The sequence below is a fragment of the Lichenicoccus roseus genome (assembly GCF_005844085.1).
GTDB classification, from domain to species: domain Bacteria; phylum Pseudomonadota; class Alphaproteobacteria; order Acetobacterales; family Acetobacteraceae; genus Lichenicoccus; species Lichenicoccus roseus.
Map to the genome: position 1 here is coordinate 201,110 of NZ_VCDI01000001.1, position 25,919 is coordinate 227,028.

Below are 25,919 nucleotides of genomic sequence, written 5' to 3' on the forward strand. Positions count from 1 at the left end.
TTCAGCCCGCGGACAGGGAGGCCGGCATGACGAAGACACCGAAGCAGGGCGACAAGGTGAAGTGGAACACCGCCCAGGGCGAGACCCACGGCACCGTGGAGAAGACCGTCACCAGCACCACCAAGGTGAAGGGCCACGTTGCGAAGGCGACCAAGGAAGACCCGCAGGTCCTGGTCAAGAGCGACAAGAGCGGCAAGCAGGCGGTGCACAAGCCGGAAGAGCTGAAGAAAGCCTGAACTCAGGGTGACGCTGCCGCCGATCGCTGCATGGCGGTTCCGATGCGCTGGATCTGGGCCTGCGAAAGCTCCCAGGTATGCGGCGGCAGCGGCACGAAACGGACCTGGTCCAGCAGGGCCTGCTTATCTTCCGAGGGCTCGATCGACCAGAGCAGGAAGCGACGCAACGCGGCAGCGTCGGCGTCGCTCTGCTGGCGCGTCGAGACCACGGCATACTCGTAGTTCACCAGCGGATAGGCATCGGGGCCGGGCGCGAAAACCAGGCTGAGGCGCTCGTCCGCCGGCGTGCGCGCCGCCAGTCCCGCGGCACCGGCGATGACCGTCTCGCGCGTCGGCAGCACGAAAGCGCCGTCGGCGTTCTTCAGGGCTACCGTGGCAAGGGTTCCGAGATCGCTGCTGATGCCGACATAGCCGATCGCGTATGGCGTCGCGTGCAGCGTCTGCACCATGCCGTCGTTGCCGGTCGCCTCCAGGGCGCCGGTGACCTGCGGCCAGGCCGGGCTGGTGCCGAAGCCGGTCTGGCCGTCCCAGGACGGGGTGGAGAAACTGAGGAACTGGGTGAAGATGAAGCTGTCGCCCGAGCCGTCGCGGCGTCGAACCGGCACGATGGCGTGGTGCGGCAACGTCACGCCCGGATTGAGGGCGGCGATCCCGGGGGCATCCCACTGCCGGATCGAGCCGTCATAGATCCCGGCCAGCGTCGGACCGTCCAGGCGCAGCGGCCTGCCCGGGCCGGGCAGGTTCACGGCAACACTCTGCGCCGAGATCGCCATCGCGATATCGACGAATTCCGGATGCGCCGCAGCCTGCGCGTCCGGGAGCGGAGCATCCGAGGCGCCGATCATCACCTGTCCGGACAGCGCCTGCTGCATGCCGGCCTCCGAACCGGTACCGGCGGTGGTGATCCGGACGCCAGGATGGTGCGATGCGTAGCCGGCCGCCCACAGGCCGAACAGCGGCCGCATCAGCGTGGAGCCGGTCTCGGTGATGGCGAGATCCTCCGCCCGGGCGCCGGGTGTTGCCAGCAGGAGCAGGGCGAGGGTCGTTGCCACGCCCGTCCGGTGCCATGCACGCATGTCAGATGTCCTCGAGGTTGACGCCGGTAGTCTCGATCCGGAACTTCCAGGTCACCACGGCGCCCAGGAGGGAGGTCGCCACCAGGATGTAGAGCAGCGGCGTCGTGCCGATGGCCACCAGCAGGATCGGGAACAGGAACGCGGTCGCCACCGCGCCGATCTTGCCGAAGGCGGCGGCGAAGCCCGCACCGGTGCCGCGGATCGCGGTCGGGAACACCTCGCCGGCCAGCAGGTAGGTCTGCGCGTTCGGGCCGAGATTGGTCATGAAGTTGAACAGCATGAAGCCGGCGAAGATCATCACCGTCTGGCTCTCGCCGGTGAAGCCGTTCGCCAGCGAGGCCACCAGCAGGCCGGCGGCACAACCGACGAAGCCCACCACCTGCAGCGAGATGCGTCCGACCCGGTCGGCCAGGACCACCGCGAAGATGATGCCCACGATCAGCAACGTCGTGATCAGGGCTGCGCCCTTGGCGGCCAGGATGTCGTTGAGGATGATGTCGGAGACGCTGCGGACGTGGTCCGCCTTGTGCCCGAGGGCGGCGGCCAGGATCGTCGGCGTGAAGATGCCGATGCCGTAGGTCCCGAGATCCTGCAGGAACCACGGCACCGAGGCGAGCACGGTGGCGCGTGTGTTGCGGCCACGAAACAGCGCGGCGAAGCCCTGGCCGCCGCCGTGGCCATCCGGACGTGCCTCGCGCGACAGGCTGATGTTGGGCGGGTAGAGCGGCTTGCGGAACAGCAGGCGGCGCGCCTCCTCCTCCGCACGCTCCACGCGGCCACAGATATGCAGCCAGTTGGCGCTCTCGGTGATGGTGAAGCGGCCGATCGTGACCGCCAGTGCCGGCAGGATGGCGGTCGCATACATCCAGCGCCACGCATCGAGATCCGGGTCCAGCGACAGCACCGCGAAGCCGACGCCGGTCCCGGCCAGGGCGCCGAGCGCCTGGAAACCGAAGGCCGCCAGCACCAGCTTGCCACGGCTCAGGCTGGGAATGCTTTCCGAGATGATCATGTGCGCGGTGGGATAGTCGCAGCCCAGCGCCACCCCGAGCCCGAACAGGCAGACGACCAGGGAAATGAAGTTGCTGCACAGGATGAGCAAGGTCAGGAAGGCGCAGAAGATGATCATCTCGACGATGAACATCCGCTTGCGCCCGAAACGGTCCGACATGCCGCCGAGGCCGACGGCGCCGACCAGGATGCCGAACAGGCTGGCGGCGCTGATGAAACCGTCCTGCGACGCGCCGATGCCGAACTCGCGCGCGATCAGCGGCAACGCCACGCCGGTCATGAACACCACGAAGCCCTCGAAGAACTTGCCGGCGGCTGCGAGCGACCAGATGCGCCACTGCATCGACGTCATCGGCGCACTCGGAAGCGAGGTCCCATCCGGCCAGGCAGGCCGCTCGTCGATGTAGTGCTGGACCGTCCGGTGATCGGGCTCGCGTGCTTCGTTCAGGATCTGGTCCATGTATCCATCACCTCGGGATCCTGGAAATATTCGCCCCCGGCCTGTTCGGGATGTACTCGGACAGGGCGTCAGGCGATATTTCCCGATGGCTGGCTCTGCAGGATCTCAGGGATGTTCCTGAGCCGGCACCTCGAGTTCTTTAAGTAGCCGAGGCGAAACATCCTGGCGATTGCGCCGGAGGCCAGTTCATCAATGTTTCATGTTCGACATGGGCGATGACCGGCCTGACCCGGGCATGCCCCGGAGCTGGTCAGGCGATCGCCGCATCGTTCCGGGGGGATGGGGTCGGCCGACCGGCTTCCTGCAAGCCCCTGAGCCGGATCAGCAGCGCCGGGCCGGACTCCGCGGTGCTGCACAGATAGCGTCCGGCGGTCCCGTCCGCCGCAAGCGGCCAGGCGATCAGCCCCAGGCTGGAATACACGTCCAGCAGCTCCGGGCCCACGTTCCAGAAGGCGACGTCGCGGCCTTCCTGGGACGCCAGGTCGCGCAGCCGCCAGATCGCCGAGGACCGGTCGGATGCCACCCCGACCGGGTCGCCCAGCCCGAGCAGCAGCGGTGACTGCCGGTCGACGCGGCGGAACGCGATCATCGCGCGACCGGTCTCGCTGGCCACCGCGCCCTCCGGCGGGATCGGGCTGCCCGGGTCGTTGTCCGCGTAGCGCTCCTGTAGCGCCTCGTCCCAGGGCAGCACCGCGATGCGCCCGGGGAGGATCAGCCGCCACAGCGTCAGCAGCATCAGCAGCACCGCGCAGCCGAGCGCCAGCCTGGTGCGGTTGGAGGCGTCGTCGCCGATCACCACCGCCCACCAGCTGTTGGCGTCGATCTCGCGCAGGTGCGGCTCCAGCCGGCCGAGCGTCAGCACGCAGCCGACCAGCAGCAGCAGCGGCAGCGCGGTGCCGGGTGCGAACGGCTCGCTCAGCACCCTGGCATGGCGGTAGTACGACCGCCGGAACGGTGCCAGCAGCAGCGCGGTGAGCAACAGCGCGCCCGGCACCAGCAGCATGGTGCCGCGCAGGAAGGTCAGCAGGGCGGCGAGGCAGAGCAGCACGATGGTGGTGCCCCAGGCCAGGGTCACCCGGTTGGACAGGCCGATCGCCATGCCCATCAGTCCGGCGCCGATCAGCGACGGCACGTAGTCGCCGGCCATCGCGGTCACCCAGGCGAAACCGCTCGGGTGATCGAACAGGCCGGTCGCGGGCGGGATGAAGGCGTCGAGGTCGGAGGTCGGATCGAGCACGCCGAGCGCCAGCAGCATGGCGCCGCACAGGGAGACCGCGCCGACCGCGACGATGACGGAGAAATCCGCCTCGCTCTGGCGCAGCGACAGCGTGGTCCCGATCGGTACCGCGTCCCTCGACGCCACCAGGCCGCGCCCGCGCAGCAGCACCTCGTGGCCGGCGAACAGGATACCGGCGATGAACAGCGGCACGATGTAGTAGAAGATGCGGAACACGAAAACCATGCCGAGGATCGCCGGCGTCGGCAGCCAGTGCGACAGGCCGAGCAGCATGGCGCCGTCGAACACGCCGAGGCCGCCCGGCACGCTGGCGACCAGGCCCGCGGTGTATGACGCGATGTAGATCGCGAGGAACGTCGGATAGCCGAGTCCCGGTGTCGGCGGCAGCAGGGCGAAGGCGATTGCGGCGGTGGCGGCGACATCGAGGGTGGCTACCACCACCTGGCCGATCGCCATGCGCAGGCCGGGCAGTTCGACCCGCACCTTCCAGATCTCGAGTACCCTGGGTCGGCAGGACAGCAGGACGTAGGCCGCCACCACCGCCCAGCCGAGCAATCCGCCGGCGCGCAGCAGCAGGTGCGGCACGTGGGTCGCCAGGATCGGCAGCGAGCCTGGCTCGATCAGCATCACGCCGCCGATCAGCGCGCAGGCGCCGAGCACGAAGGTCAGCGAACAGAAGGCGATGATCTGGGCGATCTCGGCCGGCGCCAACCCCCAGTTGCCGTACAGCCGGAAGCGTACCGCCGCCCCGGACAAGGCCGAAAATCCGAGGTTGTGCGACAGCACGTAGGAGCAGAACGAGGCGAAAAAGGTGCGGTGGAACGCCAGCCGGTGGCCGACATGGATCGCCGCCAGCCGGTCGTAGAACGACAGGATGAAGTAGGCGAGCAGCGTGAAGCCGGCGGAAAGCAGCAGCGCCGGACGAGGGATCGCGGTCAGCCCGGCGCGCACCTGCGCGAAGCTCAGGTGGCGGAACTCGCGCTGCACCACGAAGATCGCGCCGGCCAGCAGCAGCAGTCCGATCAGGTGCGGCAGGTGATGCGCAAGGCGACGCAGCGGCGGTGGTTTCGCGCAGTCCTTGCCGTCCGGGTCCGGAGCCCCGTGGCCCGGCGGCGGGCGCTTGGCGGGATACATCCGGCTCAGCGGGGCGCGCCCGCCGCGCCCTCCAGCAGCGCCGTCTCGATCAGCGCGACCGTCTCCGGCACGCCGTAGAGGGCGATGAAGATGCCGAAGCGCGGTCCTTCCGCCTGCCCCAGCAGCACCTCGTACAGGCAGCCGAACCACCGGCGCAGCGGATCGAAGCCATGCCGCTTGCCGACTTCGAAAACCAGGTTCTGCACCGCTTCCGCCTCGACCGGTTCGTCGCCGATGCCCCTCAGGGTCTCCGCGAGATCGGCCAGCGCAGTGCGCTCGTGCTCGTCCGGCGCACGGAAGCGCTTTTGCGGGCGCACGAAGTCGCGGTAGTACGCCAGCGCGTGCTCGATCAGCCGGCCGAGCAGAGGCTCCGCCTCCGGCACCAGTCCGGGCTGGTAGCGGCGCAGGAAGCTCCACAGCACGTCGGGGCTGTCGGTATTGGCGACCGAGGCGAGGTTGAGCAGCATGCCGAACGAGACCGGGCTGGCGCTGCTGGCCAGGTGGCTCTCCTGCGGCAGCGCGCCGCCATGGATGAACCAGGCCGGATTGGCGCGCAGGCCGGGCTCGTCGTCCGAGGCGTCCTGGATGCGCGCGCGGGCGAGGTTCGCCAGGTACTCGTCGGTGGCACGCGGGATCACGTCGAAGAACAACCGCTTGGCGCGCTGCGGATTGCCATACATGAACTGTGCCAGGCTCTCGGGCGGGGCGTAGCGCAGCCACTCCTCGACCGAGATGCCGTTGCCCTTCGACTTCGAGATCTTCTGCGCATGCTCGTCGAGGAACAGCTCGTAGGTCAGGCTGAGCGGCGGCTCGGCGCCGAGCAGGCGGCAGATCCTCGCCGACAGCCGGACGCTGTCGATCAGGTCCTTGCCCGACATCTCGTAGTCGACGCCGAGTGCCGCCCAGCGCATCGCCCAGTCCGCCTTCCACTGCAGCTTGGCCTGGCCGCCGGTGACCGGGGTCTCGAAGCGGACGCCGTCCTGGTCTAGCCAGGCGATGGTGCCGGCATCGGCGTCGATGGCGTCGATACGCACCTGCATCACCACGCCGGTGCGCGGATGCACCGGCAGGAACGGCGAGTAGGTGGCGCGCCGCTCCGCACCCAGGGTCGGCGCGATCACCGCCACGATCTCCTCGTGCGACCGCAGGGCACGCAGCAGGGCGGCGTCGAAGCGGCCGGAGGCGTAGTACTCGGTGGAGGAGGCGAATTCGTATTCGAAGCCGAAACCGTCGAGGAAGGAGCGCAGCCGGGCGTTGTTGTGCGCGGCAAACGACTCGTGGGTGCCGAACGGATCGGGAATGCGCGACAATGGCCGGCCGATATGCTCGCGCAGCATCTCCTGGTTCGGCACGTTGTCCGGCACCTTGCGCAGCCCGTCCATGTCGTCGCTGAACGCCAGCAGCCGGGTCTGGCGTCCGGTCAGCGCGGTGAAGGCCTGCCGGACCCAGGTTGTGCGAGCCACCTCCCCGAAGGTGCCGATATGCGGCAGGCCGGAGGGGCCGTATCCGGTCTCCAGCAACGCCGGCTGCGACGCATCGCGGGCCTGCAGGCGCGCGGCTAGCTTTGCGGCCTCGTCGAACGGCCATGCCTTGGGGAGCACGGGGTTCGCCGCCGGAGCGCCTGGACTGTGAGAGGACATGGTGCGGAAGCTAGGAATGCGCGGCGGTGTGGTCAATTGCTGGGCAGAACCGGTGGCCCGCGGATGCGGCGCCAGTCCACCGCATGCGCCCATGGCTTACGGCCCCGGTGCTTCCCTCTATAGATGGCACGGATGCCAGAAGCCCCGATGACGTCGCATGATCCGCCGCCCGCCCTGGTGGCCGGGCACGGCCGCACCTCCCTGCTGACGCCCGACGGCGAACTGCTCGAACTTGGCTCCAACGAGGCGCTGGCGATGCTGCGCACCCTTGCCCCGCCGCTGGTGGTGCACGCGCCGGCCACCCTGCGGCGTCTTGGTGGCGGTGGCCCGGCGCCGCACCTGCCGACGCTGGACCTGCTGGAGCTGTTCGCCTTCGTGATGCCGGCACGCAGCGTGGCGCCGACGCCGCGCGGACTGGCGCAGGCGCTCGACCTGACGCCGCAGGAGATCGGCCACGCCGATGCCGGCCTGCTGCCGCAGCTCGCCGGGCTGCTCATGCAGCGCGCGGCACAATTGCTGAGCACGCCGTCCGGCGCCGACATTCCGGGGCTGCTGCAGCTGCTCGGGCAGGCCGGCTGGAGCTGGGCGCCGATGCTGGGCGCCGTGCTCGCGCGGCAGCCGGCCCCGCGTGGTGCCGCCGCGATGCCGGCCGCCGAGGCGCTCCGGGTCTGGCGACGGCTGCCGAAATGGGAGGAGACCGCGCCGCGTCCGGCACCGGGGCAGGCCGAGGTGGCGCCGCAGGAAGCGCGCACCCGCCTCGCCCGCCTGCTCGGCCCGCAGGCGGAAAGCCGCCCGGGCCAGGCGGACTATGCCGACGCCGCCGCAGAGGCGTTCCGCGCCCGCCTGCGTCCCGGCGACCCGCATCTGGTGCTGGCGGAGGCCGGCACCGGCACCGGCAAGACCCTCGGCTATGTTGCGCCATCCAGCCTGTGGGCGGAACGCAACGGCGGCGCGGTCTGGATCAGCACCTATACCCGCCACCTGCAGCGCCAGATCGAGACCGAGCTCGCGCGCCTGCATCCCGACATCGCCGAGCGCCGCCGCCGCGTGGTGCTGCGCAAGGGCCGCGAGAACTATCTCTGCCTGCTCAACCTGGAGGAGGCGGTGAATGCCGCCGCGCCAGGCGCCGCACCATCCCGGCGCGGAGCGGCGCCGGCGTCTCTGATCCCGCTTGCCCTGCTGGCGCGCTGGGCCGCCGCCACCGGCGATGGCGACGTGCTCGGCGGCGACCTGCCCGGCTGGTTCGCCGAGCTGTTCGGCCAGGCCTACGTGATGGGCGTCGCCGACCGCCGCGGCGAGTGCATCCACGGCGCCTGCCCGCACTACCAGCGCTGCTACATCGAGCACGGCATACGGCGTGCCCGGCAGGCCGACCTGGTGGTGGCGAACCACGCCCTGGTGCTGACCCAGGCGGCCTGGCACGCGCAGGGTGCCGAGGCGAATTCCGCGGGAGGCACCGATGAGGACCAGGTGCCGACGCGCTACGTGTTCGACGAAGGCCACCACCTGCCCGACGCAGCGGACAGCGCATTTTCCGCGGTGCTGTCCGGCATCGAGACCGCGGAACTGCGGCGCTGGCTGCTCGGCGCCGAGGGTGGCCGGTCGCGGGCACGCGGGCTGAAGCGCCGCCTCGACGACCTTGTCCTCGGCCAGCCGGCGCTGGAGACGCCGCTCGATGCCGCCCTGCTCGCCGCCCGCGCGCTGCCCGCCCCCGGCTGGTCGCTACGTCTCGCCGACGTGCAGCCTGAGCTGCCGGCGGATGCGGGGCCGGCCAATCCGAGCGAGGCGCTGCTTCGCCTGTTGCGCCTCCAGGTGCTGGCACGGATGCCCGGCGCCGGCGGCCGGCGCGTGCAGGGCGGCCAGTCGGAGTGCGACCTGCATCCGGTGCCGGACGAACTGGCCGACGCCGCCGCCACGCTGGAACGCGCGCTCGGCCGCATCGTCGAGCCGCTGCTGACGCTGGTGTCGCGCCTTGGCGCACGTCTGGAGGAGGAGGCCGACAGCCTCGATGCCACCACGCGCGGGCGCATCGAGGCGCTGGGCCGGACCATCCGCCGGCGCGCGATCGGCCGGCTGGAGGCCTGGATCGCCATGCTGCGCGCCATCCCCGAGACACCGCAGGCCGGCATCCGGCCTGACCATGTGATGTTCCTGCGGCTCGACCGGCGCGATGGGGGTGGCCAGCCTCCTTCAAGTGGCGACCGCGATGTTGGGCTGCACCGGCACTGGCTCGACCCATCGGTGCCGTTCGCCGCCGTCCTGGCCGCCCCTGCGCATGGCATGCTGATCACCTCCGCAACGTTGCGGGACGAGAGCGGCTCCGATGCCGAGATGTCGTGGGCGGCGGCGGAGGCCCGCGTCGGCGCCTCGCACCTGCCGTCGCCCGCCTTGCGCGCCTCGCTCGCCTCGCCGTTCGACTATGCCCGGCAGACGCGCACGTTCGTCGTCAACGACGTGGCGCAGGACGATCCGGAGCAGCTCGCCGGCGCCTATCGCGCGCTGTTCCTGGCCTCCGGTGGAGGCGGGCTCGGCCTGTTCACCGCGATCAGCCGGCTCCGGCTGGTGCATCGCCGGATCGCGGCTCCCCTCGACGCGGCCGGCATCCCGTTGTTCGCCCAGCATGTCGATGCCATGGACAATGCCACCCTGGTCGACGTGTTCCGCACCGAGACGGACAGCTGCCTGCTCGGCACCGACGCCATGCGCGACGGCGTCGACGTGCCGGGGCACGCCTTGCGGCTGGTGGTGTTCGAGCGGGTGCCGTGGCCACGCCCGGACATCCTGCATCGCGAGCGGCGGATCCATCTTTCCGGTGGCGCACCGTCTTCATACGACGACCGTATCGCCAGGCTGCGGCTGCGGCAGGCGTTCGGCCGGCTGATCCGGTCGAGCGGCGATGTCGGCGTGTTCGTGCTGCTCGATCGCCGCACGCCATCCAGGCTGCTGTCGGCCTTTCCGTCGGGGGTGATCGCCGAGCGTACCGGCCTGGCTGACGCGGTGGCGAAGACCGCGAGCTTCCTCGCCACGAGCGGCCGCGGCTAAAGCCAACTTCCACGCCCCGGCGGCGTTGCTGTCCATGAAGCAGGAAGGTCGAGTGATGAGCGACGCGCCAGCCAACCCGATCACGATCCCGATCATGTCCGACACCATCCGTGAGGTGCAGGGGATCATGCCTGACGAGGGCATGCTGCAGAACGCCACGCAGGCCTTGCTGTCGGCGGGGTTCGACCGTCATGACCTCAGCCTGCCGGCAGCGCGGCCGCCTCTGCAGGAAGCCACGCCCGATCAGGGCGCGGAGAATCCGGTCGACGAACACGATGCGCGGCAGGCGCGTACGCTCGCCAACAGCACGATCGGTGTTGCGGGTGCGATGATCGGCGGTCTGGTGGCGTCGGTCGCGACCGGGGGTGCCGCGATCCCCGCGGCGGCCGCTGCGGTGGCGGCCGGCCTTGGGGCCGGTGGCCTCAGCCAGGCATCATTCCAGGGCGCCGCCAACGTTCGCGAGCAGCGGCACGACGCCCAGGGCGCTCGCGGCGAGCTGGTGCTGGCCGCCCTTGCCCGCGACGCGGAGCGTGAAGCGCTGGCGACCAAGGTGCTGACGGAAGCCGGAGCCACTCGCGTCGAGACCGTCGAGAAGACGGGGAACCTCACCCGGATCGCCTAGCGCCGATCGTCGCGCCAGGTCTCATCGTCGCGACAGGTCTCAGGCCGGCTTGAGGTTGGTGGCGGCGGCCTTGCCGCGCTCCATCGCGATCTCGTAGGTGACCTTCTGGCCCTCGTTGAGGCCACGCAGCCCGGCTGCCTGCACCGCGGTGATGTGGACGAATACGTCCTTGCCGCCGTCAGACGGCATGATGAAGCCAAAACCCTTGGTTGTATTGAACCACTTCACGGTGCCAATGGCCATGACCGTGTATCCCCTCAATCGTAGCCAGGCCCCACGCCCGACATCCCTTAAATCCGAGACCCTGACAGGAGCCTTCGGTTGCCGTTACGTAACAGAGCGCGAAATAAAGACGAAGTCAATCACATTTTCACGATGAGGTATTAGGTAAAAAAAAGGGCGATCCCGCAGGACCGCCCTCTTTCTCGAAATTGATACGGTCTTGCGAGACCGGATCAGAACTGCCTCAGAAGTCCATGTCGCCCATGCCGCCGCCCGGAGGCCCACCGGCGGGGGCCTTCTTCTCGGGCTTCTCGGCGATCATCGCCTCGGTGGTGACGAGCAGGCCGGCAACCGAAGCCGCATCCTGCAGCGCCGTGCGGACAACCTTGGTCGGGTCGATGATGCCGGCCACGATCAGGTCCTTGTACTCGCCGAGCTGGGCGTCGAAGCCGAACGCGTAGTTCGGGTTCTCGAGCACCTTGCCGGCGATCACCGCACCGTCCTCGCCAGCGTTCTCGGCGATCTGGCGCAGCGGGGTCTGCACCGCCTTGCGGATGATCTCGATGCCGAACTTCTGGTCCTCGTTCTCGGGCACCAGCGACGCCAGCACCAGGGAGGCGCGGGCGAGTGCCGTGCCGCCGCCGGGGACGATGCCTTCCTGGACCGCGGCGCGGGTGGCATGCAGCGCGTCGTCGACGCGATCCTTGCGCTCCTTCACCTCGACCTCGGTCGAGCCGCCGACGCGGATGACGGCGACGCCACCGGCCAGCTTCGCAAGACGCTCCTGCAGCTTCTCGCGGTCGTAGTCCGAGGTGGTCTCCTCGATCTGCGCGCGGATCTGGTTGCAGCGGCCCTGGATCTCGGTCTTCTCGCCGACACCCTCGACGATCGTGGTGTTCTCCTTCTCGATATGCACCTTCTTGGCGCGACCGAGCATGGCGAGCGTCACGTTCTCGAGCTTGATGCCGAGGTCTTCGCTGATCACCTGGCCGGCGGTCAGGATCGCGATGTCCTCGAGCATCGCCTTGCGGCGATCACCGAAGCCCGGCGCCTTGACTGCGGCGATCTTCAGGCCGCCACGCAGCTTGTTCACCACCAGGGTGGCGAGCGCCTCGCCATCGACGTCCTCGGCGATGATCAGCAGCGGACGGCCGGACTGCACGACGCTCTCGAGCAGCGGCAGGATCGGCTGCAGCGAGGAGAGCTTCTTCTCGTGGATCAGGATGTAGGGGTTATCCAGGTCCGCGATCATCTTCTCGGCGTTGGTGATGAAGTACGGCGAGATGTACCCGCGATCGAACTGCATCCCTTCGACGACATCGAGCTCGGTCTGGATGCCCTTGGCTTCCTCGACCGTGATCACGCCCTCGTTGCCGACCTTTTGCATGGCCTGGCTGATCATCTCGCCGATATCGGCCTCGCCGTTGGCGGAAATGGTGCCGACCTGCGCGGTCTCGGCAGGCGTGGTGATCTTCTTGGTGTTCTTCTCGAGCTCGCTCACGACCAGGGCGACCGCCTTGTCGATGCCGCGCTTGAGGTCCATCGGGTTCATGCCGGCGGCAACCGCCTTCAGGCCCTCGCGGACGATCGACTGCGCCAGCACGGTGGCCGTGGTGGTGCCGTCGCCGGCGATGTCGTTGGTCTTTGAGGCCACTTCGCGCACCATCTGCGCGCCCATGTTCTCGAACTTGTCGGTGAGCTCGATTTCCTTGGCGACCGTCACACCGTCCTTGGTGATGCGGGGCGCGCCGAAGCTCTTGTCGATGACGACGTTGCGACCCTTGGGGCCGAGCGTCACCTTCACGGCGTCGGCGAGGATGTCGACGCCACGCAGCATGCGCTGGCGCGCATCACCGCCGAACCTTACGTCCTTGGCAGCCATGTATAATTCTCCAGTTTGTTTACAGAACCACTATCGAAAGCGGTGGGGTTCGCAGAGGGCGGCCCGTCTGATCAGACGATCAGGCAGCCTTCTCGACGACGCCCATGATGTCGCTTTCCTTCATGATCAGCAGCTCTTCGCCGTCGAGCTTGACCTCGGTGCCGGACCACTTGCCGAACAGCACACGGTCGCCAGCCTTCACGTCCAGAGCCACGATCTGGCCCTGCTCGTTGCGCGCACCGGCACCGACGGCGACGATCTCGCCCTCCATCGGCTTCTCCTTGGCGGTGTCTGGGATGATGATGCCGCCCGCGGTCTTCTCTTCGCCGGTGAGCCGGCGGACCACGACCCGGTCATGCAGGGGACGGAACTTCGCCATAGTCGGATCGCTCCTCGATCGAAAGACGGCGCCCTCACAAGGAAGCAGCGCCGCCGGGGTTTGGCACTCTCCGGCACTGAGTGCCAGACGTGACCGAGGCCGATGTAGGCTCCTGCCTGGGGCAAGTCAAGTTCGGCAGCACTTGCCACCGTCGAGTGCCAAGCCTCTGAACTCTATGATCTTTTTGTTGCATAGAGGCGGCAGGACAGGTCACGATCGGGCTGTCAACCCTTAGCCCGAAGTCATCCATCCCCGGAGACGCACATGGCCCTCGCGCTGCAGCTCAAGGACTATCGCCTGACCACCGCCGAGATCCTGTATCGGCTTCCGGACCATCCCGCCGTGCTGCAATCCTACATCTGGCAGGAGCTCGACCTTGCGCCGCAATTTCCGATCCTTCGGCGCTTCCTGGAATTCTGGAGCAAGGAGATAGACGGCAAGCTGCACTCGGTCCGGGTGGGCTCGGTGACGGTGGTGAAGGCGCCGGAAGTCCGTCTCGCCAGCAGCGTCTTCACGCTGCACTGATCGGCCAGCAGCGTCTTCACGCTGCACTGACCGGGTCACCCATGCCGCCCGGGGCGCTACTCGGACGCCTCGTCCGGGCCGGGGACACGGTCGATAAGGCGGTGATCCTGCACATGCTTCTCGGCGTCATCGGTAGTCCGACGGTCGCTCTGCTTCTGCGCACCGGTGCGGCCGTGCCGGACGCGATTCTCCTGCGCAAGCTTGCGGGCCTCGGCTCGTGCCCTCTGCTTGCGGACCTGGTTGAGGTTGACGATCTCGCCCATGCGGTCATCTTCGCACGTTCCCCGGTAAAGGACGAGAAAAGTTGAACCAGGCAGAGAATGCTTCCAGAGGGCTGGGACGCACCGTCACCCTCGTCGCCCGCGACGGCCATTCCCTTTCCGCCTACGAGGCCGGCTTTGCCGACAGCCCGCGCGCCCTGGTGGTCCTGCAGGAGATCTTCGGCGTCAACCACCACATCCGCGCCGTCTGCGACGGCTTCGCGGAGGCCGGATATCATGTGGTGGCGCCCGCCCTGTTCGACCGCGCCGAGCGCGATGTCGAACTCGGCTACACGCCGCCGGAGGGCCAGCGCGGCATGCAGTTGCGCAGCCGGATCGCCGCCGAGGCGACCCTCGCCGACGTGCTGGCCGCCGCCGATCATCTCGGACGCGAGAGCGTCGGCGTCATCGGCTATTGCTGGGGCGGCGCCCTTGCCTGGGCCGGCGCCACGCAGAGCACACGGTTCAAGGCGGCGGTCGGCTGGTATGGCGGCGGCATCGCGGCAACCGCCACGGCGCATCCGAACTGCCCGGTGCAGCTGCATTTTGGTGCCCTGGACGACCATATTCCGTTGAGCGATGTCGAGGCGATCCGCACCGCTCAGCCCGGCATCGAGGTGTTCGTCTACGAAGGCGCCGGGCACGGCTTCGGCTGCAACGAGCGTCCGAGCTATGATGCGCGCGCAACCGCGCTGGCGCAGGAGCGCAGCCTCGCCTTCCTGCAGCACAACCTCTAGCGCCGCTGGGTTCAGACCGGCTTTTCAACGCACGCCGGCGTGAACCCGTTGTAATCGCAATCGTTATCATTGCGATCTGCGGACTGTTCAACGGAGGCCACGTCCATGCTCGGCACGATCCTGCTGATCGTCATCATCCTGCTGCTGATCGGCGCGCTGCCGACCTGGGGCTACAGTGGCGGCTGGGGCTACTTCCCATCCGGCGGCCTCGGTCTGGTGCTGATCATCGTCATCGTGCTGCTGGTGATGGGGCGCATCTAGAGCGTCATCCGACCGACCCTGCCACTCGATCGGACAAGGACGCGCGTCAGAACAACGAGCAAGACGGCGGCGTTTCCAGCCGGCGGTCGCCGGGCCACGAAACGGCCCGGCGGACCTTCTAGCGCCTGGCCATGTCCCCCGGGGTCGGCCCGACCGGGAAAAGCTCTTCCTGCGACAGTGCCAGGGCGCGCTGCCCACCCGCCTTGGACAGGTGGTTGGTATCGACATAGAAAAGTTCGGCACCCTCACGCCAGCGACAGCCCGGCGTGCAGAAAGCCGGGGTCGTCCGCAGCAGGCGCGCTCCAGAGGTCGAAGCGACATCACCGACGGCACGCTCCATCTCCGGTGGCCGCGCGACGATACCAATGGCCGCAGGCCCCGGTCCGCTTTCGATCAGCCGCTCGAAATCGTGGCGCAGCGGCATCGCCTCCAGGAGTGCCAGGCGCATCGGATCGAGCGTCCAGCGCGGCACGTCCTCTGCGATGAAGACCTGTTTTCCAGCCGCCCGCAGGGCCCGGACCGCCTCGTCGAGCCCGAGGGTGAGCAACCGGGTGCCATCGTCGACGCCGAGGCCGGGTCCGTCGTAGCGCTCGTTGCGATCCACCAGTGGCCCGCTCCACAAGCCGGCGAGGATGACCGACGACACCGACCGGGTCTTCAAGACGCGCTCGAAGCTCGCGCGCATGAAACTCCGGCATGCCTCGGCGTAGCCGGGCCGGTCGAACTGGACAACCGTCACCGTGCGCATCGGGCGACAGGAGGATTTCGTCAACACCAGGCTGCCCCAGCCGCTGCGCCGTGCGATCGCCTGCAGCCCCGGGCCCAGCGCCGCCGCGTGGCTGTCGCCGATCAGCGCGATGCTAGGGGACGCGACGCCGGGAGTGACGCAGGACGCGGTGAGGTTTGGCGCCGTTGCTTCCATGGAAGCCAGGCAAGGATAGGTCTGCTCCGCGACGACCTCGCGGTCCATCGCCGCCACGCCCGGCTGGAACCGGCCCGGCATGCCCCGGGAGAGGGTTGCCAGCATCGGCAGCACCAGCATCGAAGCCAGCACGGCGCCATAACGCACGACAGTGGCGCCATCGCTCCCCCTCGGGCGCCGGAACGGTTGCTCGACAAGGCGCCAGCTCAACGCCGCAAGGGCAAGCGACAACACGGCCACGGTCAGCAGCACGGTGACCGGTGGCTGCTGGATCGAGCAGATGCGCACGAACGTCATCAGCGGCCAGTGCAGGAGGTACCAGGAATACGAGATCCGCCCGATCGCCACCGGCACGCGGTGCCCGAGCACGCGACGGTTGATCGGGCTGTCGCCGGACGCGATCAGGACGACGGTGCCAAGTACCGGCAGCAGCGCCGCGAGACCGGGAAACGGGGTCCGGGCGTTGAACACCACCAGCGACGCCGCGACGGCTCCAAGACCCGCCACGCTCGCAACCTGCGCCGGCCGGCCGCGCAGGACCCGACCGCCCTGCGCCTGGAAGATCGCCAGCATCGCGCCGGCGCCGAGTTCCCAGGCACGCGTAGGCAACAGGTAGAACGCCATGGTCGGCATGTGCGCCGTGCAGATGGCAGAGGCCGTCAGGGAAAACAGCGACAGCGCCAGCAACGCCGGCAGAACGCTGCGCGTGCCCAGTCGCCGCAGGCCGAGCAGCACGAACGGGAAGAAGATGTAGAACTGCTCCTCGACGCCGAGGGACCAGGTCATCAACATCGGATCGTTGCGGGCGTCGGGCGAGAAATAACCGGTCCCCAGCCAGAACCGGACGTTGGACAATGCGGCGAGGGCGCTCCCGGCGCTGACGCCGAGGCGATGCAGTTCCGACGGGTCGAGCAGCAGCAATCCCAACGCGAGCGAGCCGGTCACGACCACGAACAGTGCGGGCAGGATGCGGCGGGCGCGGCGGGCATAGAAGCGCGCGAAAGTGAAACGGCCGGCGACGGCGTCGCGATAGATGATGCCGCCGATCAGGTAGCCCGAAATGACGAAGAAGATATCGACCCCGGCGTAGCCCGAGCGAAGCGGCCACAACCCGGCATGGAACAGCACGACGGCGACAACGGCAATGGCGCGCAGTCCGTCGATATCCGGACGGTAGCGCACGGCGGCGAGGTCATCGTGGAACCGAGCAACAGCCGGCTGCTCAACCATGCGTCCGCTTCCATCATCGAATACCTCGGTTCGGTAACGAAAACGTTAGTACCTCGTCAACAAGCAAATGCCGGGGATCCGGGACAATCGGCTGCCCGGGGCGGGAACGCTCGACACGACAAAGTCCCGGGGCCATGCTGATTGCCGGCATGGACAGACATGGCTCATGGCCGACCATGTCGTCTGCGAGGAGGTCGGTGATCGGTAACCGGGCAGATCATGGCGACGCAGGCGCCGGCGACCCGGAGGCCGGCTCCATCGGTTTCAGGCTCGCTCTACCGGTTTCACATTCCCATCCGAGTCGGCTGGCCTACCTGGACGGGTGGCGCGGCCTCTCGATCATCGTGGTGCTCGCCGGACATTTCCTCGGCAATATCCTCTTAGCCCTTGGCCATCTCGGCGTGGAGATGTTCTTCGTCCTGAGCGGGCGACTGATGGCGCAGATCCTGTTCGTCGAGCAGTTTCCGCTTCGCGAATTCTACCGGCGCCGGATCGCACGGATCTTGCCGGCCATGACCGCCTTCATCGCGATCAGCCTCGTGGTGTTCCACTACGATCCATATCTCGGCGCGAGGTTGAAGCTGGCCATCGCCTCGCAGGCCCTGGTCTACAACTTCGTCGGCGCGGCGGGTCACCGCTCGCCGGTCTTCGATCATGTCTGGTCGCTCTGCATCGAGGAGCACAGCTACATTCTGCTTGCGATCCTGGCCTGGATGGTGCGGCGGGGCCGCATGACGCTTCGCCCTGCCCTGCTGGTCATAGCGGCCTTGTCGATGCTCGACGGCATCTTCAGCGAACTCGTGCTCCGGCAAGGCTGGTTCACCGCCTACTGGCGCACCGATGCGCATATCGCCTCGATCGTGGTGTCGGCGTGGCTGTTCCTGACCCTCCGGGACCGCCGCCCCGTGCCTGCCTGGATCTCGCCAGCCAGTGCCGTGCTCGGGATTTCGACCTTTGCCAACGGAACGCCGGAATACCTCTATGTCACCGTCGGCACCTCGCTCCTGGCGATCGCCGTGGCAACCCTGGACACCACCTGGAGCGGCATCCGGGCCATCCTGTCGATGCGGGTCCTGACGATGGCGGGGACCCTGAGCTATTCGGTCTACCTGTGGCAGCAGCCGTTCTACCAGATCGCCGTCTGGAAGCTGCGGTTGCCGCCGGGTTGGGCGGTCTGCTTCCTCATCCCCGCGGTCGCCTGCGGCATCATGAGCTATGTCCTGGTGGAGAGGCCGTGCCGACGTTGGCTCAACAGCCTCGACCTGCCCATGGTCCCGCGAAGGCCGGTCCCACGGGCGACCGGGGCGGTCGCGGATCACTGAGGCGATACGGGTCCGGGCGGAGATCGGCCGGACGTCCTGGCAGCTTCAGGCCGGCTGCAGCACGCGTCCCGCAACCGCATCGAGCCTCGCCACCAGGGCCGGATCGCGTGCCTCGGGGGGCGTGATCAAGGCGTGGTCGAGTGCACGGTCGCATCCTGCCGGACAGGGTCCGCGGGGCCGGCCGAGGGTGGGGATGACGCCGCGCACCAGGTCGCGGGCCTTGTCGGCGTTCGACATCATCACCTGCACCACGGCATCGACGGTGACGCTGTCATGCCCGTCGTGCCAGCAATCGTAGTCCGTGACCATGGCGACGCTGGCGTAGCAAAGCTCGGCCTCGCGGGCGAGCTTGGCCTCCGGCATGTTGGTCATGCCGATCACCGAGCAGCCCCAGGAGCGATACAGCTCGCTCTCCGCCCGGGTCGAGAACTGCGGACCCTCCATCACCAGGTAGGTGCCGCCGCGCGTCACCGGCAGCCCCTGCCGGCGTGCCTCCGCCTCGAGCACGTCGCCGATGCGCGGGCAGAGCGGATCGGCCATCGAGACATGCGCCACCAGCCCGGTCTCGAAGAAGCTCTTCTCGCGCGCGAAGGTCCGGTCGATGAACTGGTCGATGATGACGAAATGGCCCGGCGGCAGCCCCTCCTTCAGCGAACCGACCGCCGACAGCGACACCACGTCGGTGACACCCGAGCGCTTCAGCGCGTCGATGTTGGCGCGGTAGTTCAGCCGGCTCGGCGGGATGCGGTGGCCGCGGCCGTGTCGCGGCAGGAATACGCAGCGCACCCCGTCCAGGCGGCCGAACAGCAGCTCGTCCGACGGCTCGCCCCAGGGGGTCGCGACCTGGCGCCACTGCTTGTCCTCGAGGCCGGCGATATCGTACAGGCCGGAGCCGCCGATCAGGCCGATGACGGGTTCGATCATTGCGTTCTCCACAAGGTCCGCCGGGTCAGATCCGGACACTTGCCCAGACGCGCCGCTTGAGCACCGCCACCAGCACCAGCAGCAGCGTCAGGTACACCAGCACGCGGATGCCGAGCCGGTGGCGCTCCTCGAGATGCGGCTGCGCCACCCAGGCCAGGAAATTCGAGACGTCATGCGCCATCTGCGGCGTTGTCGCCCTGGTGCCGTCGGTATATCTGACGTGGGCGTCGTGCAGCACATCGGGCATCGCGATCGCGTTGCCCGGCACATAGATGTTGTAGTGCATGCCGGGGCCGAGCGTCACGCTGGACGGCGTGTCGCGGAAGCCGGTGAGATATGCCTGGATGAAGCTCGGGCCGCCCTGGATGGTGCCGGCGAGGCGCGACTGGTCGGGCGGCAGCGCACCCGCGTTGGCTGCGCGGGCAGCCGCCTCGTTGGCATACGGCAGGCGGAAATGGTCGCCCGGGGTGGCGGCGCGCAGCACCACGTTGCCGGCGGCATCGGTACCGGCCGGCACCGGCTGCGACGCCGCGATGTCGTGCAGCTGGTCGGCATCGAGCCCCAGCGACGACAGGTCTCCGTAGGTCATCTGCCGCAGCGAATGGCAGGACGCGCAGACCTGGCTGTAGACCGCAAACCCACGCTGCACGCTGGCATAGTCGAAACGGCCGGTGGCGCCCCGGAAGCTCCAGTCCTGCGGCGGCACCGGCAGCGCCTGCAGCTGCTGCGCCTCGGCTCGACCGCCCAGGAGTGCCGCCAGCACGCCGGCTGCCAGGAACGACTTGCAGGCCAGGTGCGTCGGGGGGCGCATCAGTCGTTCTCCATCCGCTGCGCCATGGCGCCGTCCGGCATCGGCAGGCCGGCGCCCGCGGTGGAGATGGTCGCCTGCCGCGGTGGCAGCACCGGCCGGCCGATGCTGTCCGGCAGCTTGAGCGGTGTCTCGATGCCGCCGAGCAGCGGCAGCAGCACCAGGAAATGCAGGAACCAGTACAGCGTGGCGATGCGGGACAGCGCCAGCCAGATCCCGGCCGGGCGGTGCAGGCCACAGGCCAGCAGCAGCAGGAAGGCGACCACCAGCAGCATCATGGCGATGCGATAGAGCGGCCGGAACCGCGCGCTGTGCACCGGCGAGGTGTCGAGCCAGGGAACCGCGAACAGCACCAGCACCGAGCCCGCCGACAGCAGCAGGCCGCCAAGCTGCGACGGCACCGCACGCAGGACGGCGTAGAACGGCGCGAAATACCATTCCGGGGTGATGTCGGCCGGCGTCGAGTACGGGTTGGCCTCGATGTAGTTGTCCGGCTGGGTCAGCCACCCCGGCAGGTAGAACACCAGCACCGCAAAGGCGATCAGGAACAGCACGACGCCGATCGCATCCTTGGAGGTGTAGTAGGGATGGAACGGCAGCGTGTCCTGCGGCCCCTTCACCTCGATGCCGAGCGGATTGGAGGAGCCGGTGACGTGCAGCGCCACCACATGCAGCACCACCGCGCCGAGGATCAGGAAGCCGAGCACGAAATGCAACGCGTAGTAGCGGTGCAGCGTGACGTCGCCGATGGTATCGCCACCCTGCAGCCAGACGGCGAGCGGATGGCCGATCCCAGGCAGCGACGAGATCGCGCCCGAAACCACGCTGGCGCCCCAGTAGCTCATCTGGCCCCAGGGCAGCACGTAGCCGGCGAACGCGGTCACCATCATCATCACCAGCAGCAGCATGCCGGTCAGCCAGAGCACCTCGCGCGGCTCCTTGTAGGACCCGTAGTACAGCGAGCGGAAGGTGTGCACGTAGAGCGCTGCGAAGACCATGCTGGCGCCGGCCATGTGCGTCGACCGGATCACCCAGCCGCTGCCGACCTGCCGGTCGATCGCCTCGACGCTGGCGAAGGCACCGGCGGCCGTCGGCGTGTAGGCGATGGCGAGGAAGATGCCGGTGAGGATCAGCATGGCCAGCGCGACGGTCGCCAGGGCGCCGAAATTCCACAGGTAGTTGAGATTGCGCGGGGTCGGGTAGACGACGTATTCGCGTCGCAACAGGCTTATCACCGGCAGCCGGCGGTCCAGCCAGCGCGAGCGCGGGCCGTAGCCGTCCGGCAGCGTGGACGCCGGGGCCCGGGACGTAGGTATCCCGGTCATTGCCGCTGGCGTCGTGGACGAGGTGAGCGGGTCGGCCATCCTTGGGGTCCTTCAAGCCTGTCGCCCGCGAAACCTGTCAACGGCGCCAGCAGGGCCGGCGTTCACTGATCCTTGAGTGTGCGCACATTACGGTCGCCGCCAGGGCGCTGCAACAGGTCGGGATTTGCGCTACGACTGGACGACATGAGCACGCAGCCGAGCCGCGCGGAAAGCAGCGCAGCGCCGTCACCCCGCCCGCCCCACGACGCCCTGCGCGCAGACGCCCAGGCCTGGTTCGAGGGCCTGCGCGACCGCATCTGCGGCGCCTTCGAGGCGGTCGAGGACGCCTACCCCGACCCCGACCGGCCGGCCGGGCGCTTCGAGCGCACCGCCTGGACCCGCCCTGCCGACGAGAAGGCGGCCGATGCGCTCGAAGGCGGCGGCGGCGTGATCAGCCTGATGCGCGGCCGGGTGCTGGAGAAGGTCGGGGTCAACGTCTCGACGGTCCAGGGCGAGTTCAGTCCGGCATTCCGCGCCTCGATCCCGGGCGCCGAGCAGGATCCGCGCTTCTGGGCCTCCGGCATCAGCCTGGTGGCGCACCCGCGCAGCCCGCTGGTGCCGGCGGCGCATTTCAACACCCGCATGCTGATCACCACCCGCGGCTGGTTCGGCGGCGGCGGCGACATCACCCCGATGTTCCCCGACAGCGCCGAGGCGCGGCACGATGCCGCGCAGTTCCACGCCGCCTTCCGCGACGCCTGCGACCGGCACGATCCCGCCTACTACCCGCGCTACAAGGAGTGGTGCGACCGCTACTTCTTCCTGCCGCACCGGAACGAGCCCCGCGGCCTCGGCGGCATCTTCTACGACCATCACGACACCGGCGACGTCGCCGCCGACTTCGCCTTCACCCGCGATGTCGGCGAGGCCTTCCTGTCGATCTACCCGCACATCGTCGCGTCCCGCATGGCCCAGCCCTGGACCCCGGCAGAGCGCGAGCACCAGCTTGTCCGGCGCGGACGCTATGTCGAATTCAACCTGATCCACGATCGCGGGACCCTCTTCGGGCTGAAGACCGGCGGCAACGTGGACGCCATCCTGATGAGCCTGCCGCCGGAGGTGCGCTGGCCGTGACGGGCCAGGCGTGACTTTTGGCGCGCACGCGGTTCTCGGTTATGAGCATGCCATGACAGGACGGGATAGCGCCGCTTGAGCCAGGGAGGGCGGCCATGACGAGAACCTCCGGCATCGGCCGGCGAGCGTTGTTGCGTGCCTTCGGCCAGTCTGGCGCGCTGTTCGCCGGCACCCTCGCCACCGGTGCCGCCGCGGCCGCCCATGGCGCCGGACAGCGCGGACTGCTGCTCGCCGACGCCGCCGATGCGGGCCGGGCCGGCACGCCGGCGCCCTCCCTGGGCGAGCCGGCAATGATGGTCGCGGGCCCGTCGACCTCCGCTGCCGGCGCGCTCGCGCAGATGCTGGCGCCGCTGCTGTCGGTTGCGCTGGGCTCCAGGTCACTGACGCTTTCCGCGGTGGGCGGCCGCGACGGTGTCACCGGGGCCAACGCTTACGAGGCACTGACCAATCCGGACGGCGCCACCGCGCTGCTGGTGCCGGGCGCCGCCTGCATCGCCTGGCTGGCCGGTGACCCGCGTGTACATTTCGATGCCGGCCACTGGGTGCCTGCCCTGACCAGCTTCGGCTCCGCCGCGCTGATGTGCCGCGACAGGCCGGACCGGCGGTTCCGCTCCGCCGCCCCGCTGCGGGTCGCCGCTTCCACGCCGGCCGGCCCGGAGTTGCCGGCGCTTCTCGGCCTCAGCCTGCTCGGTATCCGGGCGGTACCGGTATTCGGCCTCGCCGAAGCGGCCGACGCCGCTTCGGCCCTGCACGGCGGCCGGGTGGATGCGATCCTGCTGGCCGGCGGCAGCGTCCCCGATCGTGCCGACGCCCTGGTCGCTTCCGGCCTGCAGCCGATCTTCTCGCTGGGCACCGGCAGTGGCGATGCGCGCGACCCGGCGCTGCCCGGAATGCCGACGCTTCCCGAACTGCTGCGCGCGTCGCCGGGAGGCTCGCCCGCCTTGCTCGACGCATGGCGTGCCACCGCCGCGGCGGCACGGCTGCACGTGGCCCTGGTGCTGCCGCAGCTTACCCCCGCCTCGCTGGTGGCGCTCTGGCGTGGCGCCTGCCGCACCGCAGCGCAGGACAGCGCCAGCACCCAGGCCGCCGGTCGGGCACAGTTGACGATCCTGCCGGCGCCGGAGTGCGTCGCAGCCCTCGCCACCATGGTCGCCGGCGAGAACACGCTGCTTGCCCTGCGGCGTTGGCTTGCGAGCCGTACCGACTGGCGGCCCGCCTGAATGACCCCGACCGCGAGACCGGCGGCCTGAAGTCGGCGCTCTGCCGGCAGGTCGCCGATGCCACCCGTGCCTTCTGCGACCTGTATTCCATTCCCTGCCAGACTCGCGACAGGCTGGTGGTCGCGATCCACGAGAGCGAGTGTGCCCCGATGGATCGCCTGGTCGCCACTGCGCGTCGTCCGGCGCGAGGAGCGCGATCTCGTTGACAGTATGTCTGGCCCGGCGGCCGGTTCAACGCCCGTGGCGAACGTGGTGCGCGGCATGGTGCGCGAGGGCTATTCCCGACAGTCGGTCTTGCCGCGCGGCCTGTTGAACACGTTGGGCTTTCCGGGTGCTTGGCGCACCGCGCCATCGGAGCGCGGCAACGTTTTTTCGAAGTGCCGTTGCCCCGCCGCATGTCGTCGCCGTGCCCCTGGCCCTTACGACCTGGAGCCGATGCCGGCCAGTATACGGACGCAGGCGGGATGCAGGCCGGTAGCAGGGTGCAGGACATCCCGTTCCTGCGAGCGTGGCGTAGGCCGGATCTGCGCGACGCTCCCTCCCCGGCGGTTACCTCGTCGCTGCCGACCGGGGACGTGATCGGTCCATCGCGCGCTGACGAGCCGCTCCCGGCCGGGCGATCCCGCTCAGTGCACCAGGGTCGGCATCATCTCATGCTGGCGGATCGCCGCGAACGCCACTTCGCAGTCGTCGGCAAGCGCCATCGGCGTGCCGTCCGCCGCGTGGATCGCGAACGCCGCCTCGCCATCGACCGTCACCGACTTCACGTAGGCGACCTGCGACATCCCGAGCATCTGCAACTGCTGCTCCGATAGATGGCGGATATCCACCATCGTCAAAGCCTCTGGCGTCGTGGCCTGATCGCTGATCGTGCTCATGAGCATGTCCTTCACCAGAGGCGAACCCTGCTGGGCAACGCGGGCCGGTCGACCGGGTTGTCCCGCACCCGGTCAGGCCCTGGCTGGTCGTGTCCAGCTTGGGCCACCGTTCGGGTGCGGACCCGATCGGACCCGCAGATTGTGTCAATTTGACGAAGCGGAACCTGGCTTCCGGTCAGGTTTCAGTCATCGATCGCGACGTTCCGGACCCGGGCGGGACGTGCCGCCGGCGGGGCGAGCGAGCCGGACTTTCCGTTGGTGCCGGCTCCCTTCGAGATCTCGATGCGCTTGACGCGCACCTCGGGTTGCGGCCTCACCAGATCGATATGAAGCAGGCCGCTATCGAGCCATGCTCCACTGATGTCGATGCCTTCCGCCAGAACGAAAGCCCGCTGGAACTGCCGGGCGGCAATCCCGCGATGCAGGAAGACCCGGCCCTGCGTGTCGTCATTCTGACGGCCACGTATGACCAATTGGTTATCTTCCTGCGTGATCTGCAGGTCATCCATCGAGAAACCGGCGACGGCGAGCGTGATGCGCAGTCCGGTCGAGCTGATCTGCTCGATATTGTACGGCGGATATCCCTCCGAGGAGGTCTTGCTGGCACGCTCGAGCATCTGCTCCAGATGGTCGAAGCCCAGGAATAGCGGCGAGGCGAACAGACGGCCTGACATCGAGCCTCCTCCTTCGAGCGAGACGAACCCGGAGCCGGACGATGGGACTCCACGGGACCCGGTGCGGCATCCCGTCATCGAAGGATATGGCCCTGCGGTCTGCACAAGCAAGCATGAACGCCCACCCGGCCGCCGCCCTCCCTGCCCCGTCGCACTTGGCCTTCCGCGAGGCTGCCGCTACATGCCGGGCATGAGCGACGTCGACAGCACTCCCGCCGCAGGATCCGGAACCGCCACTCAAGGACCTGCCGTAATCGGCCCGGCGCCGGCGACGATCCTGATCGCCCCGCAGGCGATCCTGCGCCAGAAGGCGCGGCTGGTGCGGCCGGAGGATGTTCCCGCCATCCGCAACCTGCTCGGTGGCATGTTCGCGGCCATGTACGCAGCACCCGGGATCGGGCTTGCCGCGCCCCAGGTCGGGCTCGGGCTGCGCTTTGCTATTCTCGACCTGATGGAAAACGAGCAGCCGCGGCCCATCACCCTGGTCAACCCCGAGATCATAGCCTCGAGCGAGGCGCTGGTCTCGCGCGAGGAAGGCTGCCTGTCGCTTCCCGGCCAGTATGCCGAAGTGGTGCGGCCCGAGCAGGTTCGCGTGCGCTACCAGGATCTCGACGGCGCGCGGCACGAGATCGAGGCGGACGGACTGTTGTCCACCTGCCTGCAGCACGAGATAGACCATCTCGACGGCATCCTGTTCGTCGACCACATCTCCGCCCTGAAGCGCAACATGCTGATGCGCCGGCTCGCCAAGGAACAGAAGATCAAGGCAGGTGGCTGAT

The 25,919-nt window shown here is 68.7% G+C and carries 24 protein-coding genes; 10 read left to right on the plus strand and 14 right to left on the minus strand.

Annotation, left to right across the window (positions count from 1 at the left end; translation table 11 throughout):
• Positions 1-26: 26 nt before the first annotated feature.
• Positions 27-236 (plus strand): hypervirulence associated TUDOR domain-containing protein, encoded by a 210-nt coding sequence (locus FE263_RS00850; protein ID WP_138324071.1) that lies wholly within the window; start codon positions 27-29, stop codon positions 234-236.
• A 2-nt stretch (positions 237-238) separates the two neighbouring features.
• Here the strand turns inward: FE263_RS00850 and pstS are convergent, their stop codons facing one another.
• The 4 genes from pstS to FE263_RS00870 form a co-directional block, all read right to left on the minus strand.
• Positions 239-1,312: a phosphate ABC transporter substrate-binding protein PstS gene (pstS, locus tag FE263_RS00855; RefSeq protein ID WP_138324072.1), complete on the minus strand. Its 1,074-nt coding sequence runs from the start codon at positions 1,310-1,312 to the stop codon at positions 239-241.
• A gap of 1 nt (position 1,313) precedes the next feature.
• Positions 1,314-2,783, minus strand: a complete 1,470-nt coding sequence (locus FE263_RS00860; protein WP_138324073.1) for an MFS transporter — start codon at positions 2,781-2,783, stop codon at positions 1,314-1,316.
• 250 nt (positions 2,784-3,033) lie between these two features.
• Positions 3,034-5,154, minus strand: coding sequence for a lysylphosphatidylglycerol synthase domain-containing protein (locus tag FE263_RS00865; protein ID WP_138324074.1), 2,121 nt, complete (start codon positions 5,152-5,154; stop codon positions 3,034-3,036).
• A gap of 5 nt (positions 5,155-5,159) precedes the next feature.
• Positions 5,160-6,794, minus strand: coding sequence for a lysine--tRNA ligase (locus tag FE263_RS00870; protein WP_138324075.1), 1,635 nt, complete (start codon positions 6,792-6,794; stop codon positions 5,160-5,162).
• A gap of 132 nt (positions 6,795-6,926) precedes the next feature.
• Between FE263_RS00870 and FE263_RS00875 the strand changes: the two genes are divergently transcribed.
• Together FE263_RS00875 and FE263_RS00880 are read left to right on the plus strand one after the other, a co-directional pair.
• The gene (locus FE263_RS00875) at positions 6,927-9,836 is read left to right on the plus strand and encodes an ATP-dependent DNA helicase (protein WP_138324076.1); all 2,910 of its coding nucleotides are present in this window, start codon (positions 6,927-6,929) and stop codon (positions 9,834-9,836) included.
• A gap of 55 nt (positions 9,837-9,891) precedes the next feature.
• Positions 9,892-10,458, plus strand: coding sequence for a hypothetical protein (locus FE263_RS00880; protein WP_138324077.1), 567 nt, complete (start codon positions 9,892-9,894; stop codon positions 10,456-10,458).
• A 39-nt stretch (positions 10,459-10,497) separates the two neighbouring features.
• Here the strand turns inward: FE263_RS00880 and FE263_RS00885 are convergent, their stop codons facing one another.
• From FE263_RS00885 to groES, 3 genes are all read right to left on the minus strand, one after another.
• The gene (locus FE263_RS00885) at positions 10,498-10,701 is read right to left on the minus strand and encodes a cold-shock protein (RefSeq protein ID WP_138324078.1); all 204 of its coding nucleotides are present in this window, start codon (positions 10,699-10,701) and stop codon (positions 10,498-10,500) included.
• A 223-nt stretch (positions 10,702-10,924) separates the two neighbouring features.
• Positions 10,925-12,562 carry a chaperonin GroEL gene (groL, locus tag FE263_RS00890; RefSeq protein ID WP_138324079.1) on the minus strand — a complete coding sequence of 546 codons (1,638 nt, stop codon included), beginning with the start codon at positions 12,560-12,562 and terminating at the stop codon, positions 10,925-10,927.
• Between the two features lie 79 nt (positions 12,563-12,641).
• On the minus strand, positions 12,642-12,941 hold the full coding sequence (gene groES / locus FE263_RS00895) for a co-chaperone GroES (protein WP_138324080.1): 300 nt from the start codon (positions 12,939-12,941) through the stop codon (positions 12,642-12,644).
• A gap of 264 nt (positions 12,942-13,205) precedes the next feature.
• Here groES and FE263_RS00900 point away from each other — a divergent pair, with 264 nt between their 5' ends.
• Positions 13,206-13,466 (plus strand): usg protein, encoded by a 261-nt coding sequence (locus tag FE263_RS00900; protein WP_138324081.1) that lies wholly within the window; start codon positions 13,206-13,208, stop codon positions 13,464-13,466.
• A 56-nt stretch (positions 13,467-13,522) separates the two neighbouring features.
• Here the strand turns inward: FE263_RS00900 and FE263_RS00905 are convergent, their stop codons facing one another.
• A complete protein-coding gene (locus FE263_RS00905; RefSeq protein WP_138324082.1) occupies positions 13,523-13,729 on the minus strand; it encodes a DUF4169 family protein in 207 nt (68 codons plus the stop codon).
• Positions 13,730-13,770: 41 nt separating this feature from the next.
• Between FE263_RS00905 and FE263_RS00910 the strand changes: the two genes are divergently transcribed.
• Together FE263_RS00910 and FE263_RS00915 are read left to right on the plus strand one after the other, a co-directional pair.
• The gene (locus tag FE263_RS00910; protein WP_240758923.1) at positions 13,771-14,463 is read left to right on the plus strand and encodes a dienelactone hydrolase family protein; all 693 of its coding nucleotides are present in this window, start codon (positions 13,771-13,773) and stop codon (positions 14,461-14,463) included.
• Positions 14,464-14,568: 105 nt separating this feature from the next.
• Complete coding sequence (locus FE263_RS00915; RefSeq protein ID WP_138324083.1) at positions 14,569-14,724, plus strand: DUF3309 family protein; 156 nt, start codon at positions 14,569-14,571, stop codon at positions 14,722-14,724.
• Between the two features lie 118 nt (positions 14,725-14,842).
• Here FE263_RS00915 and FE263_RS00920 read toward each other — a convergent pair whose 3' ends face one another.
• Positions 14,843-16,876, minus strand: coding sequence for an acyltransferase family protein (locus FE263_RS00920; RefSeq protein WP_138324084.1), 2,034 nt, complete (start codon positions 16,874-16,876; stop codon positions 14,843-14,845).
• Between the two features lie 197 nt (positions 16,877-17,073).
• On the opposite strand from FE263_RS00920, the gene FE263_RS00925 reads away from it, so the two are divergent.
• Positions 17,074-18,198: an acyltransferase family protein gene (locus FE263_RS00925; protein ID WP_171033871.1), complete on the plus strand. Its 1,125-nt coding sequence runs from the start codon at positions 17,074-17,076 to the stop codon at positions 18,196-18,198.
• Between the two features lie 45 nt (positions 18,199-18,243).
• Here the strand turns inward: FE263_RS00925 and FE263_RS00930 are convergent, their stop codons facing one another.
• Genes FE263_RS00930 through FE263_RS00940 form a run of 3 tightly spaced genes read right to left on the minus strand, consistent with a single transcriptional unit; the run spans position 18,244 to position 21,294 of the window.
• Positions 18,244-19,122: an S-methyl-5'-thioadenosine phosphorylase gene (locus tag FE263_RS00930; protein ID WP_138324086.1), complete on the minus strand. Its 879-nt coding sequence runs from the start codon at positions 19,120-19,122 to the stop codon at positions 18,244-18,246.
• Between the two features lie 25 nt (positions 19,123-19,147).
• Positions 19,148-19,933, minus strand: coding sequence for a cytochrome c1 (locus tag FE263_RS00935; RefSeq protein WP_138324087.1), 786 nt, complete (start codon positions 19,931-19,933; stop codon positions 19,148-19,150).
• Positions 19,933-21,294 carry a cytochrome b gene (locus tag FE263_RS00940; protein ID WP_240758924.1) on the minus strand — a complete coding sequence of 454 codons (1,362 nt, stop codon included), beginning with the start codon at positions 21,292-21,294 and terminating at the stop codon, positions 19,933-19,935. Before FE263_RS00940 ends, FE263_RS00935 begins: the two co-directional genes overlap by 1 nt.
• A 144-nt stretch (positions 21,295-21,438) precedes the next feature.
• Here FE263_RS00940 and hemF point away from each other — a divergent pair, with 144 nt between their 5' ends.
• Positions 21,439-22,368 (plus strand): oxygen-dependent coproporphyrinogen oxidase, encoded by a 930-nt coding sequence (gene hemF, locus FE263_RS00945; protein ID WP_138324088.1) that lies wholly within the window; start codon positions 21,439-21,441, stop codon positions 22,366-22,368.
• 95 nt (positions 22,369-22,463) lie between these two features.
• The gene (locus FE263_RS00950) at positions 22,464-23,588 is read left to right on the plus strand and encodes a hypothetical protein (protein WP_138324089.1); all 1,125 of its coding nucleotides are present in this window, start codon (positions 22,464-22,466) and stop codon (positions 23,586-23,588) included.
• Between the two features lie 626 nt (positions 23,589-24,214).
• On the opposite strand, the gene FE263_RS00955 is transcribed toward FE263_RS00950, so the two are convergent.
• Together FE263_RS00955 and FE263_RS00960 are read right to left on the minus strand one after the other, a co-directional pair.
• Positions 24,215-24,421, minus strand: a complete 207-nt coding sequence (locus FE263_RS00955; protein WP_408886143.1) for a DUF1150 family protein — start codon at positions 24,419-24,421, stop codon at positions 24,215-24,217.
• Positions 24,422-24,648: 227 nt separating this feature from the next.
• Positions 24,649-25,140: an Hsp20 family protein gene (locus tag FE263_RS00960; RefSeq protein WP_138324091.1), complete on the minus strand. Its 492-nt coding sequence runs from the start codon at positions 25,138-25,140 to the stop codon at positions 24,649-24,651.
• 190 nt (positions 25,141-25,330) lie between these two features.
• Between FE263_RS00960 and def the strand changes: the two genes are divergently transcribed.
• Positions 25,331-25,918: a peptide deformylase gene (gene def / locus FE263_RS00965; protein WP_138324092.1), complete on the plus strand. Its 588-nt coding sequence runs from the start codon at positions 25,331-25,333 to the stop codon at positions 25,916-25,918.
• The last annotated feature ends 1 nt before the right edge of the window (position 25,919 follow it).

Coding starts and splice junctions, on each gene's coding strand:
- def (WP_138324092.1), top strand. CDS start 25,331: ATGAGCGACGTCGACAGCACTCCCGCCGCAGGATCCGGAACCGCCACT.
- FE263_RS00905 (WP_138324082.1), bottom strand. CDS start 13,729: ATGGGCGAGATCGTCAACCTCAACCAGGTCCGCAAGCAGAGGGCACGA.
- FE263_RS00955 (WP_408886143.1), bottom strand. CDS start 24,421: ATGGTGGATATCCGCCATCTATCGGAGCAGCAGTTGCAGATGCTCGGG.
- pstS (WP_138324072.1), bottom strand. CDS start 1,312: ATGCGTGCATGGCACCGGACGGGCGTGGCAACGACCCTCGCCCTGCTC.
- FE263_RS00940 (WP_240758924.1), bottom strand. CDS start 21,294: ATGGCCGACCCGCTCACCTCGTCCACGACGCCAGCGGCAATGACCGGG.
- FE263_RS00850 (WP_138324071.1), top strand. CDS start 27: ATGACGAAGACACCGAAGCAGGGCGACAAGGTGAAGTGGAACACCGCC.
- FE263_RS00870 (WP_138324075.1), bottom strand. CDS start 6,794: ATGTCCTCTCACAGTCCAGGCGCTCCGGCGGCGAACCCCGTGCTCCCC.
- groL (WP_138324079.1), bottom strand. CDS start 12,562: ATGGCTGCCAAGGACGTAAGGTTCGGCGGTGATGCGCGCCAGCGCATG.
- FE263_RS00935 (WP_138324087.1), bottom strand. CDS start 19,933: ATGCGCCCCCCGACGCACCTGGCCTGCAAGTCGTTCCTGGCAGCCGGC.
- FE263_RS00915 (WP_138324083.1), top strand. CDS start 14,569: ATGCTCGGCACGATCCTGCTGATCGTCATCATCCTGCTGCTGATCGGC.
- FE263_RS00930 (WP_138324086.1), bottom strand. CDS start 19,122: ATGATCGAACCCGTCATCGGCCTGATCGGCGGCTCCGGCCTGTACGAT.
- FE263_RS00960 (WP_138324091.1), bottom strand. CDS start 25,140: ATGTCAGGCCGTCTGTTCGCCTCGCCGCTATTCCTGGGCTTCGACCAT.
- FE263_RS00865 (WP_138324074.1), bottom strand. CDS start 5,154: ATGTATCCCGCCAAGCGCCCGCCGCCGGGCCACGGGGCTCCGGACCCG.
- FE263_RS00885 (WP_138324078.1), bottom strand. CDS start 10,701: ATGGCCATTGGCACCGTGAAGTGGTTCAATACAACCAAGGGTTTTGGC.
- FE263_RS00875 (WP_138324076.1), top strand. CDS start 6,927: ATGCCAGAAGCCCCGATGACGTCGCATGATCCGCCGCCCGCCCTGGTG.
- FE263_RS00860 (WP_138324073.1), bottom strand. CDS start 2,783: ATGGACCAGATCCTGAACGAAGCACGCGAGCCCGATCACCGGACGGTC.
- FE263_RS00880 (WP_138324077.1), top strand. CDS start 9,892: ATGAGCGACGCGCCAGCCAACCCGATCACGATCCCGATCATGTCCGAC.
- hemF (WP_138324088.1), top strand. CDS start 21,439: ATGAGCACGCAGCCGAGCCGCGCGGAAAGCAGCGCAGCGCCGTCACCC.
- FE263_RS00920 (WP_138324084.1), bottom strand. CDS start 16,876: ATGGTTGAGCAGCCGGCTGTTGCTCGGTTCCACGATGACCTCGCCGCC.
- groES (WP_138324080.1), bottom strand. CDS start 12,941: ATGGCGAAGTTCCGTCCCCTGCATGACCGGGTCGTGGTCCGCCGGCTC.
- FE263_RS00900 (WP_138324081.1), top strand. CDS start 13,206: ATGGCCCTCGCGCTGCAGCTCAAGGACTATCGCCTGACCACCGCCGAG.
- FE263_RS00950 (WP_138324089.1), top strand. CDS start 22,464: ATGACGAGAACCTCCGGCATCGGCCGGCGAGCGTTGTTGCGTGCCTTC.